9 protein-coding genes are annotated in these 11,008 nt (G+C 50.2%); 2 read left to right on the top strand and 7 right to left on the bottom strand.

Features of this window, described 5'->3' with window-relative positions; translation table 11 throughout:
* The 3 genes from AQR02_RS33605 to AQR02_RS05935 all read right to left on the bottom strand — a co-directional run.
* Positions 1-858, bottom strand: an 858-nt coding sequence (locus tag AQR02_RS33605; RefSeq protein ID WP_245237154.1) for an ABC transporter substrate-binding protein, incomplete at its 3' end; no start/stop codon positions are given.
* Positions 859-980: 122 nt separating this feature from the next.
* Complete coding sequence (locus tag AQR02_RS05940; RefSeq protein ID WP_054939790.1) at positions 981-2,633, bottom strand: response regulator transcription factor; 1,653 nt, start codon at positions 2,631-2,633, stop codon at positions 981-983.
* Complete coding sequence (locus tag AQR02_RS05935; RefSeq protein WP_054939789.1) at positions 2,626-4,506, bottom strand: sensor histidine kinase; 1,881 nt, start codon at positions 4,504-4,506, stop codon at positions 2,626-2,628. The genes AQR02_RS05940 and AQR02_RS05935 overlap by 8 nt, the downstream gene beginning before the upstream one ends.
* A 165-nt stretch (positions 4,507-4,671) precedes the next feature.
* Here AQR02_RS05935 and AQR02_RS05930 point away from each other — a divergent pair, with 165 nt between their 5' ends.
* Together AQR02_RS05930 and AQR02_RS05925 are read left to right on the top strand one after the other, a co-directional pair.
* Complete coding sequence (locus AQR02_RS05930; RefSeq protein ID WP_054939788.1) at positions 4,672-5,562, top strand: carbohydrate ABC transporter permease; 891 nt, start codon at positions 4,672-4,674, stop codon at positions 5,560-5,562.
* Positions 5,562-6,395 (top strand): carbohydrate ABC transporter permease, encoded by an 834-nt coding sequence (locus AQR02_RS05925; RefSeq protein ID WP_054939787.1) that lies wholly within the window; start codon positions 5,562-5,564, stop codon positions 6,393-6,395. The genes AQR02_RS05930 and AQR02_RS05925 overlap by 1 nt, the downstream gene beginning before the upstream one ends.
* Before the next feature lie 479 nt (positions 6,396-6,874).
* Here the strand turns inward: AQR02_RS05925 and AQR02_RS05920 are convergent, their stop codons facing one another.
* The 4 genes from AQR02_RS05920 to AQR02_RS05905 form a co-directional block, all read right to left on the bottom strand.
* The gene (locus AQR02_RS05920) at positions 6,875-7,909 is read right to left on the bottom strand and encodes a CapA family protein (protein ID WP_054939786.1); all 1,035 of its coding nucleotides are present in this window, start codon (positions 7,907-7,909) and stop codon (positions 6,875-6,877) included.
* 77 nt (positions 7,910-7,986) lie between these two features.
* Positions 7,987-8,646, bottom strand: coding sequence for a class I SAM-dependent methyltransferase (locus AQR02_RS05915; RefSeq protein ID WP_054939785.1), 660 nt, complete (start codon positions 8,644-8,646; stop codon positions 7,987-7,989).
* 211 nt (positions 8,647-8,857) lie between these two features.
* The gene (locus tag AQR02_RS05910) at positions 8,858-9,880 is read right to left on the bottom strand and encodes an SDR family oxidoreductase (RefSeq protein ID WP_054939784.1); all 1,023 of its coding nucleotides are present in this window, start codon (positions 9,878-9,880) and stop codon (positions 8,858-8,860) included.
* Positions 9,881-9,911: 31 nt separating this feature from the next.
* Positions 9,912-10,850 carry an aldo/keto reductase family protein gene (locus AQR02_RS05905; protein WP_054939783.1) on the bottom strand — a complete coding sequence of 313 codons (939 nt, stop codon included), beginning with the start codon at positions 10,848-10,850 and terminating at the stop codon, positions 9,912-9,914.
* Positions 10,851-11,008: the final 158 nt, after the last annotated feature.

Genomic DNA, 11,008 nt, shown 5'->3' with positions numbered 1-11,008 from the left:
GAAGGCTGCTTTGCCCAAGGCAAAGTCGCTGACTTCGGCGTTGCTGTCACGTTCGAGAGGCTTGTCTGTTCCGTGTTTAACCGTTGTATCGATGAAGTTGAAGAAGTTATCGTACAGCACCGGATGATCCTTGAAGGTGGTGTCTCCGGCGATGAAGTCAGCTACGAGTGATTTTGCATCCGTTCCCGCATCTGTTGCTGCTGCATCCACGAAGTGCTGGAAGATATGCTTCCATACCCACCACTCTTTGTAGGCATTGGCGAATGGTGTGATGCCTTTAGCTTCCAGCTTGGTGATCGCATCATCCAGCTCAGCCGTTGTCTTCGGAACTTCAGTGATACCGGCATCGGCCAGCAGCTTTTTGTTATACATCAGAACGAACAGATTGCCTTTAACCGGCAGACCCAGCACTTTACCGTCAGTGGAGCTCATATTGGAGCGTACTGCATCGGTCATTGCTCCTGCAAGCGGTTCGTTAGTCAGATCAGCACTATATTCAGCAAAGGTATCGATATCTCCGCCGGCTGTGGTCTGAAATACGTCAGGTGTGCTGCCTGCGGCAATTTTTGATTTCAATACCGTATTATAGTCAGCCTGCATAATTTCCAGGTTAATGGTTACATTCGGCTTCACTTTTTTGTATTCAGCGATGTAAGCATTGAAAGCATCCGTGTACTCAGGAGATGCGGTAAACATATTAATCGTTACAGGCTTGGACGAATCTGTAGCAGCAGCGTTATCCCCGCCGTTTGTTCCAGCCGTATTGTTAGCGGCATTATTGTTGCCCCCTCCGCAGCCGGCCAGCAATCCTCCGGCGAGCAGCAGACTAGCAGATACTGCCATAAATCTTTTTAACATGGTGTTGCCCCCTTTTCCTCATACATCTTGTGGTCTTGTCCATATTCTAAATAAAAAGAAAAAGGATAAGAATGTACATAAGTGAACTTCTGAGGGTAAAAAAGTGGGCTAATGTAACCGTTTCACTTTTCCACCCCCGAGGATTGAGTCCGGAATTCAGAAGGCGAACAATCGTAATAATTGCGGAATGCCTTGCTGAAATAGTTCTTGTCCTTGTAACCCAACATTTCGGAAATATCCTGGATTTTAAGCGCGGGGTCCGACAGCAGATCCTTGGCTTTGTCCATTCTCACCTTTTGCACATACTCATGAATGCCTACTCCGTATTTGCCCTTAAACAGCTTCATCAAGTATTCTCTGCTCAGGAAGTACTTATCCGTGAACATCGATATTTTAATATTCTCAAAATAATGGTTATCGATGTATGCTTTAATATTTTCCAGCACACCGCCGCGGTTTCCGGCCAGCGATCTGCTGATTTCTCCGGTGTAGATATCCAGAATCTCATTCAGAACACCCTCGAACTGTGCAAACGATACAAAGTCGCCGCTGATGCCAAGTCCGCCCAGCCCCTTATCCTTGCCGCTGCGGAGCAGCGGAGGGACCGCCTCCAGCTCCCCGGCGATATCGCCAAGCAGAATAAGGAACTCGCGGAGCGTGCGGTCAGCATCCCCCAGGCTGAAATGAGCCGAGGATTGCCACTTTTGGGTGAACTCGTTCAGAATGCTCTTGGCATGTGCGCTATTACCGCTTTCCAGAATATTGCGGATCTGCGGCATCCGTCCCGTCAGGGAAGGGTTATCCTTGGATTCCTGCAGTGCCGCCGTCCCGTTCCCCGCAACAACGACATTCCCTTTCAGCTGCAGCAGATCAATGTCATCGAGTGCGGTTTTAGCGGTCTCATAGGACCACGCCAGATCCAGGCAATCGCTGTACGTAGCACCGATCCCGCCGGCACAGGTAATGCCGAACAGCTCCTTCAGGGTCGAAGCAGCCTTCTTCAGATGATGCATGGAATGGAATGCGGCATCTCCCTCATAGCTGCCCTTCATCGTAAAAATGGCGATAAATTCACGTTCATTCTTCGGGCTGGCAAAGCTGAACGCCTCAAAATGACCGCCGCTGTTCTCATTAATGACATTTGTTACGGCAAAATGCATCAGATCACGGTCCTCGTGGAACCGCTCGCGGCGCACCTGATCCAGATTAAGCAGCCGCAGAACCCCTGAGGTAAAATGGTTGCCGGAAGCGTCCGCGCCGATAAGCGGCAGAAAGGCTTCGTTCGACTGATTCTTGAAGCTGCGCTCAATGATCGACAGATACATTTTCTCTTTCAGCTTCGGCAGCGACATGTTGAGCGTGATGTTCTTAGTAATGAACTCGCTCTGTTTCTGGCGTTTCGCCTCCAGCACATCAATTGCTTTACGCAGTGCACTGTTGAGGTCGCTACGGTTTACCGGCTTCAGCAAATAATCCACCACTTTGGAGCGGATGGCCTGCCGGGTATATTCGAAATCATTGTAGCCGCTGATTACAATCAGCAGCAGGTCGGGAAATTCGCGTTCGGCAATTTGCAGCAGCTGGCTTCCGTTCAGCTCAGGCATCTTCATATCAACGAGTGCCAGATCTATTTTGTGCTCACGGAGCATCGCCAGTCCAACCTTCCCGTCGGTCGCTTCCAGCACCTCGCTGACTCCTAAGCCTGTCCAGTCCCCCAGAATATTGATCGCTTCGCGCAGCGGTTCCTCATCATCAATTATCAGCACTTTATACATATTGTTCATGGCCTCCCCGCGGTAATCGCATATCCATTGTTGTACCATTCCCGTCACTTGAAATGACCAGTCCTGCATCTTCTCCATACAATAGCTTTAGGCGTGTGTTTAGATTTTTCAGTCCGATGCTCTCATGCCCGCCATCCTCAGCGGAATCCCCGCCAAGCTCCTCCCACTGGATCTGCAGCGAGCTCAGCACCTGCTCCAGCCGCTCCGGGCTGATACCCGGCCCGTTATCCATAACCGAAATAACACTGAAAGCCGGAGTAATATGTGCCTCTATCCGGATCGTAATTGTGCTGGATACTTTCTCAAGCGCATGCTTAATGCAGTTCTCTACCAGCGTCTGAATCGACAGCTTAGGAATCCGCAGCTCCTTCAGGCTCTCCTCCCAGTCAACCACCACTTGCATCCGGGTGCCGAAACGGGCTTTCTGCAGCGCCAGATAACGCTCAATATGCCGCAGCTCCTCATTTGCCTGCACCACATCCCGGCCGCTGATGCAGTACCTGAGTGTGAGAGCCAGGTTGTCGACCATCTCGACAATGTCATCATTATTGTTTTTCAGCGCCTTGGTGGAAATCGCTTGCAGGGCATTATATAAGAAATGCGGGTTAATTTCCGCCTCAAGTGCTTTGAGCACTGCGTTTTTTTCAACGATTTTCATTTTATAGCGTTCATTGATTAGCTCATTCGTCTTCTCAACCATTTTATTAAAATGCCGGGACAGGTAGGCGATCTCATCATTGCCTTCCACTCTGGCTTCGGCATCGAAGCTGCCTGTACTGAACCTTTTCATCTGCAGAGACAGATTTTTCAGCGGGCTTGTGATCCGGTTGGAGATGACGCTTACCAGGATGACCGAGGCAATCAGAAAAAGCAGCCCGATCGAATAACTGAGCTTGCGGGTTGTTGTTGCCGCTTCGTAAATCTCTTTATAGGGAATCGGCTTGATCAGCTTCCAGCCCTCTTTTTTGTTGATGTCATAAATGACGAGATACTTCTCATCTTCATCAGACCAGGTGAGCTGTCCGCCCTTTGCCGGGCTCAGCTGCTGCAGCAGCCCGCTTGCGGCGCTTTTCACGAAGAACTCCTCGTCATCGACCACAAACGGCTCATCATCCGGGCTGACATACATCAGATGCTCCCCTTTTGCAAAAGGAACGTCCTTCATAATCTCATCCGTCACACTTGAATTGAAGTACAAAGACAATACGGCCTGCGGCTCACGGGAAGCTATAGAGCGCAGCAGGCGGTGATAGCCCATGAAGCTGGTATCCGTATTCACCGGATAATCGCCTTTCTCCACGCTATCTGTTACAAAAGACTGGTACGAGCGGTTATTCGGGCTTTTCAGCGCACGCTTGTACCAGGTCAGGTTCTCGATTGGCGGATGCTCAGCGACCCGGACGGTAATATTATAGTTCTCTTTGGTGACATAATAATATTTGTGCTCCTTGATGACATAGAGGTAAATCGCCTCCAGGTCGCCCCGTGAAAAATACAGGTTCTTCAGATAATTCTCCACATACATCTTGGAGGCATAGTCCTCCGATTCGTGGAGAATAGCATAGGTAATTTCGTCATAGGAAATTTGCGGCAGGGATAACTGCTCTATTCCATCAAGGTAGCTCTCCAGGTTCCGGCCCACCAGCAGCAGGTTGTTGCTCGTGCTCGCTATGCTGCTGTTTACGGACTCTTTGCGCAGCATGCCATAGGAAATGAATGTCAGTGAGGTCACCACGAGGATAATAATAATGGAGAACAGCAGGATCAGTTTGTTGGCCAGACGGCGCGAAATCCGCTCCATCAGTGGCTCGAACAGCTTTTGCAGGGTTGTCTTTATGATAATCGCAGCCTCCTCCGCTTGCATTTTGTGTCCGCTTACAGTTCACTTTTTTACCCCTAACTGTCTTCTTAAATCCATTTTTGAGTATACGGCGCTGCCCTATAATACACAATATAGACTAACCGGAATGGTTAAGTGTGGCAAGCGGGGGCAATACTCCCACCCTATAAATCCAGAAGAGGTGCAACCATGTTAAAATCACTCGGCAGAAAATGGCGCGAGAAAACGGAATTCGGGCTCTTCACCCTCCCCGTTCTCATCTGTATCGCTGTAGCCTTCTACGTCCCGTTTATCATGACCATCCGCTATTCGATGACCAAATGGAACGGAATTTCCAAACATCCTAAATTTGTAGGCTTGGACAATTTCAAGCAGATTTTTACCGGGGACACCAATTTCTCCGATTCCGCCTGGTTTACGATTAAATATGCGGTACTCTATATCATTATCGTCAACGTGCTGGCCATTCTGCTCGCCGTTCTGCTTGATATGAAGCTGAAATCCACCTCCTGGCTGAGAGCGGCATTCTTCATTCCTTATATTCTCAGCTTGGTTATTGTCGGCTTCATCTGGAAATTCATCTTCATGCAAGGTTTCAACTCACTTGGCGACAGCACAGGCTGGTCCATCTTCGGACTAAGCTGGCTGGGGACGCCGGGACTGGCCTTCATATCTATATTAGGTGTATCCATCTGGCAATCCATCGGCTTCTATCTCGTGATCTATATTGCCGGACTGCAGTCGGTACCGGAAGACCTCAAGGAAGCCGCTACGGTGGACGGAGCCGGGCCGCTTAGACGATTCTTCAGCATTACCCTGCCGCTGCTTGCACCGTCAATCACCATCTCGGTATTCATGGCGCTGACCAACTCTATCAAGGTATTCGACGTGATTCTGTCGCTGACCGGCGGCGGTCCCGGAGGAACTACCTACAGCATCGCCTACGATATTTACCGTGACACATTCCAGAACAATCTGTACGGCTACGGTACGGCAAAAGCGCTCATTCTGTTCATCGCAGTGCTGATCGTGACGGTCATTCAGCTTACGTTCTTCAAACGAAGAGAGGTTGAGGCATAATGAAAACAAACAATAAATCAGGCAAAATTATTCTAGAGGTCGTTCTCGTACTCCTCTCCCTTCTGTTCCTGTATCCGCTGTTCCTGACCATCATCAACTCGTTCAAAAGCTTCAGCGAGGTGATGACCGACGTTATTGCTCTGCCTAAGCATATTACCTTTGCCAACTACTCTTATGTATGGGAATTCATTAACTATCCGCGGCTGTTCCTGAACAACTTCATCATCACCGCACTGGGTCTGCTCGGGATCGTATTCGTCTCCTCAATCGCAGCGTACAAGCTGGCGCGGACCAAGACCAGATGGAGCGGGGTTATCTATTTCCTCTGTATTATGCCGATGCTGATTCCGTTCCAGTCCATCATGCTTACCGTACTGCAGACCGCCAAGAACCTGAACCTGTCTGAGAGTACATGGGGTCTGGGACTGCTCTACTGGGGCTTCGGGGCACCGCTCGCGGTGTTCATCTATCACGGCTTTGTCAAAGGGATTCCGCTGGAAATCGATGAAAGCGCCACGATCGACGGGGCTTCCGGCTTCCGCCTGTTCTTTAGCGTAATCTTCCCGCTGCTCAAATCGGTGACGACTACCATCATTATCATTGATGTGATGTGGATCTGGAATGACTTCCTGCTCCCGCTGCTCATGGTTAACGGCTCACCGGACACGAAAACACTGACACTCGCTGCTTATACGTTCGTTGGCCAATACACCTCGGACTGGCAATACGCTATGACAGCTATGGTTATGGCGGTACTCCCATCCATCGTCGTGTTCATCTTCCTGCAAAAATATATCGTCAAAGGCGTTGTCGCCGGAGCGGTTAAGGGCTGATACTCACATGACAAAAAGTGCCGCACAATCCGAATGGATTGTGCGGCACTTTTTGCGTAGAGCGGTTAAGCATAAACACTCTATTACAAACTCCCTTAGACCGCCCTAGCAGCAGGTGACTTCTTAAATCCGCTCAAATTAGTTGCATTCTGTACAACTAGAAACCGCATATAACTGCGCTCGCAGCATCTAACTGTATTCTGTGCAACTACATTTGCCTGATTCAGCAATAAGAAGCTGTATGCTGCCGTTAATTGTACGAAATACAATTAAACGGCTTGAGTGAAGAAAAAACGTCATTTTAATTGTATGAAGTGCAATTACGGCTCGGGAGTGTGGCCAAGGAAATGCATTCCCGCCTGGAAACAGATCAGTAGGTTGATAACAGCACGTAAGGACCGGACCCGGAGATATCTATAGATTGCGCTGAGTTATTAGCAAGCCCAAATTTGGCTTGTAATTTAAGCAGTCCTTGCATCTTACAGCTTCTCGCTGACCGCTCCATCCGCCGCAATCTTCGCATTGAACGACAGCTGGTTCATCTGTCTGATCGTTTCTTTATTATAGGCTTCGCCCATGAAATTCGGCTGTCCTCCGATGATCTTCACCGGTCTGATCCGGCTCGAAATGCCGGACTTGCTGATCGTGAAGTCAGCCAGCATGGACAGCAGGGTCTTCTCCCCGCCGCGTGTTGAACGGTTAAACACAAAGTTACCCAGTGAATAGTAGATCGGCTTGTGCTTGTAATACTCGATCCCCATCAGGCAGTGGCTGTGCGCGCCCAGGATAATATCCGCACCGCTGTCGATCATCTGCTTGGCAAGCGTCCGGGCGTATGGCTCCGGATAATCCTTAAACTCCTCATTCCAATGAAGATACACAATCGTATAATCATTGTCCTTCGCGGACTTCCTGATGGCTCCCAGCAGCGGCTCTGCCGTATAGGCTGAAGCTGCTCCCGGACTGTTCTTCCCGGCATACCAAGAAGGTCCGGACAGGACCCGGCTTGCCCCCAGAATGGCGACCCGTTTGCCTTTGACCGTCTTGACATACGGCTTAAATGCCTGGTCAATATTGCTGCCCGCACCTGTATGGCCTATCTTGTATCTGTCCAGATGGGTCAGCGTATCGAGCATCGCTACCTGCCCGTAATCGAGGATGTGATTGTTTGCAAGCGAAACACCGTCAATTCCGGCAAACTTAAGTCCGCCGAGCGCTGCAGGCTTAGAGCGGAAGGCAAAGGTCTTCTCCGCCGCCTTTCCCCGTACTGAGACTGGTGTTTCCAAATTAGCAAAAGCAATATCAGCCTTCTGAAGGGCAGGAGCAACCTTGGCAAAAGGAAAGTTGACTCCATATCTGGCAATCTGTTCACCTACGAAACCGTCCAGCAGAATATCCCCGGCAAAGGTTAGCGTAATGTTGTCAGCCTCCTGTGCCTGTGACGTCCCGCCATATACGCCGGGCGCAGGAATAAGCAGTAATAACAGCATGGTAAGCATAGCAAATCTGCGCAATTCTTTAGACCCCTTTTATTTGATATGTTATCTACTATACTGAAAAAGGATACCTGTCTAAAGAGTATAAAGTCCTGCTAGATTTGCGCTTTTTTCAATACGGCCCGGAAACAGTTTAGTTCTCCCCCGTTATCCGAACGCAGCGCATCTGCCGGCAAATTGAAGTCCATCTCCCCCCAATACACAAATCCTGCCTGAAGCAGCAAATCGTTCATAACTGCCAGATTAACCGTGGGATAGTCAAACGTTAGCACCAGGAGCCCTTCTCCGTTCAGCGTTCTGTGAAACTCCCGCACAGCCAGGGCAGCGTCCTCCACCGATAAATGCTCAATAACGGAGATGCAAAAAATAGTATCGAAGCTTTCATCCGCGTAGGGCAGCTTCGTGAGATCCGCTTGTGTCAGGTGCAGATTCGCAGTGCTTCCGGCCATGACCTGCCTGGCTGATTCAATGCCGATATCGTCAGCGATATCCTGGATAATCGCCTCCTGCGACAAAATCCGGGCATCGATATCGCAGGCGTAGACCTCGGAGCTATATTCGGCCAGATAAAACTTTAGCGGATGGGAAATGCCGCAGCCGGCATCCAGCACCACATCATGAGGCGAGATAAAGTTTGTACACCATTCGTATTCATAAGGCCGGCTCCACCAGGATTCCGGCAAATCATAAATCAGCTTTTCTCGGCGGGCATCGGCATTCACAAAGAAACGGGAGACATACGGATGTGTCGGCATGGCCAGGACTCCTTTTAGAGGAAATTCGGTAGTGAGAGTATATTCAGAAATCCCCGAATCATGCCATTACCTTACACAGCGAGACCTATTTAACAAAGGCGGTGATTTATTAAGGATTGCAGCCAATTTCTTTGCATATAAAAACGGACTCCCAGGTGGGAGCCCGCTGCTAATTCGGATAGGATTCGTAGTAAGGCTTACCGCATCTCTTTTACACGTAATAACTGAGCAATTTGGCATCAACGCCGTGTCTGCTGATCAGTGTGTCCAGCATTTTGTTCCAATCCGTATCCACGGTACAGAGCTGTGGATGGGCTTCAAACCATTCCACCGATCGATGTATTCCTTCGGCAAACGGAACGGTAGCCGTGAACTCCGGTACCAGGCGTTTGATCTTGCTGTTGTCGAATACGCTGCTTACCGCCTGGTCACCAATCAGCCCGTCGGCTGTCCCTGCAGGGGTATACGCCGCAATGAAATCCGTCGAGATATGCACCACCTTCGGTTCTCTGTCCGCAGCCACTCCGATGGCAGCATAAATCTGATTCCAGTTCAGCGACTCATCGGAAGTGATATGGACCGCTTCGCCAATCGCTTCAGGATTCCCCAGCAGGCCGACAAAGCCCTTGGCAAAATCCGTATTATGGGTCAGAGTCCAGAGTGAAGTACCGTCACCATGAATCACAATAGGCTGCCCTTTGCGGATGCGTTCCACCAGCGACCATGGATGCGCCCAGCTGGTCAATGCCGCCGGAATTGCAGTAACTCCATAGGTATGCGAAGGACGGACAATCGTAACCGGGAAACCGCTGGTACGGTGCACTTCCAGCAGCAGCTCCTCACAGGCGATTTTATCACGCGAATACTGCCAGTACGGATTAACCAGCGGGGTCTCTTCGGTGATCAGATAATTCTTCTGCGGCTTCTGATAGGCAGAAGCCGAGCTGATAAAGATATACTGTTTCGTTTTGCCGGCGAACAGCTCGATATCCGACTGCACATGCTCCGGCGTAAAGGCGATCCAGTCCACCACCACGTCAAATTCATAACCCTTTAATGCCGCAGCAGCCCCCGCCGCATCGCGGATATCGCCCTGGATCACTTGCGCCCCTTCCGGTACGAATTCATTCCGTTCCCCGCGGTTGAACAGATACAGCTCCATTCCCCGTTCTACGGCCAGCCTTGAGACAGCCTCACTGATTAAACCTGTGCCTCCGATAAAAAGTACCTTCATCTGTATCTGCTCCTCTCTCTAAATTAATCCGTTAGCCGATAATTTCGGCAATACGCGACAATACCTCTTCCGTCAGCTCCACGCCTGAAGCCTTAACGTTCTCCTCCACCTGCTCCGGCCGGCTGGCTCCGACCAGCGCACTTGCTACATTAGGCTGCCGCAGAATCCAGGCCAGAGCCAGATTGCCCACGGAAATGTCCAGCTCTGCAGCTATTTTGCCCAGCTCATGCACCTTGGCGATTTTCTCTTCCGTAACCCCTTTGCGCATCCAGTCCAGCTTTGCAGCACGGCTGTCTGCAGGAATATCCGCTGCAGAGCTGTATTTGCCGGTCAGGAGCCCCTGGGCCAGCGGAGAGAACACGACTTGTCCAATCCCTTTGCGTTCGCCGAGCGGGATAATCTCCTTCTCGATGTACCGCTCAAACATATTATAAATCGGCTGGTTGACCACAATATGATCCAGCAGATAACGATCGGCTACCGCCAGAGCTTCAGTCATTTGTGCAGCCGTCCATTCACTTACCCCGACGTAGAGCACCTTACCCTGACGGACCAGGTCATCCAGTGTCCGCAGTGTCTCCTCGATCGGGGTCTCCGGGTCATAGCGGTGACAGTACATAATATCCACATACTCTGCGCCAAGCCGCTTCAGGCTGGCATGACACTGCTCCGTGATATGCTTGCGTGACAGACCGCGGTCATTCGGCCCGTCTCCCATAACACCAAACACCTTGGTGGCCAGAACATAAGATTCACGGGGAAATCCGCGCAGGGTCTCGCCCAGGACCTTCTCAGCTGCACCTTTTTCGTATACATTCGCTGTATCAAAAAAATTAACACCTAGTCCGTAAGCGGTTTCAATGGCTTTAACAGCATTCTCTTTTTCCACATATCCGCCATACGTTAACCAGCTTCCCAGACTGATCTCACTGACCTTCAGCCCTGTTCCGCCTAATCTGCGATACTTCATTCCACACTTCTCCTCTCAGGTATCCTCTATATCCGGCCTTTCTTAGGGCCGGCAGCTCCATGCACAATGTTTATTTTAGAACAGTTTGCCGCTAATTTCTATCTGATTATACGCGTATATAGTACGGCTTGCAAAAATAGGATCAGAGATTAATAGTT

This window comes from Paenibacillus ihuae (genome assembly GCF_001368795.1).
GTDB classification, from domain to species: Bacteria; Bacillota; Bacilli; order Paenibacillales; family Paenibacillaceae; genus Paenibacillus_AQ; species Paenibacillus_AQ ihuae.
This window is presented reverse-complemented; position numbering and strand designations above follow the sequence as displayed.

Bases quoted from the DNA above. Each gene is read 5' to 3' on its own strand.
- AQR02_RS05935 (WP_054939789.1), bottom strand. From the start codon at position 4,506: ATGCAAGCGGAGGAGGCTGCGATTATCATAAAGACAACCCTGCAAAAG.
- AQR02_RS05930 (WP_054939788.1), top strand. From the start codon at position 4,672: ATGTTAAAATCACTCGGCAGAAAATGGCGCGAGAAAACGGAATTCGGG.
- AQR02_RS05940 (WP_054939790.1), bottom strand. From the start codon at position 2,633: ATGTATAAAGTGCTGATAATTGATGATGAGGAACCGCTGCGCGAAGCG.
- AQR02_RS05915 (WP_054939785.1), bottom strand. From the start codon at position 8,646: ATGCCGACACATCCGTATGTCTCCCGTTTCTTTGTGAATGCCGATGCC.
- AQR02_RS05910 (WP_054939784.1), bottom strand. From the start codon at position 9,880: ATGAAGGTACTTTTTATCGGAGGCACAGGTTTAATCAGTGAGGCTGTC.
- AQR02_RS05905 (WP_054939783.1), bottom strand. From the start codon at position 10,850: ATGAAGTATCGCAGATTAGGCGGAACAGGGCTGAAGGTCAGTGAGATC.
- AQR02_RS05925 (WP_054939787.1), top strand. From the start codon at position 5,562: ATGAAAACAAACAATAAATCAGGCAAAATTATTCTAGAGGTCGTTCTC.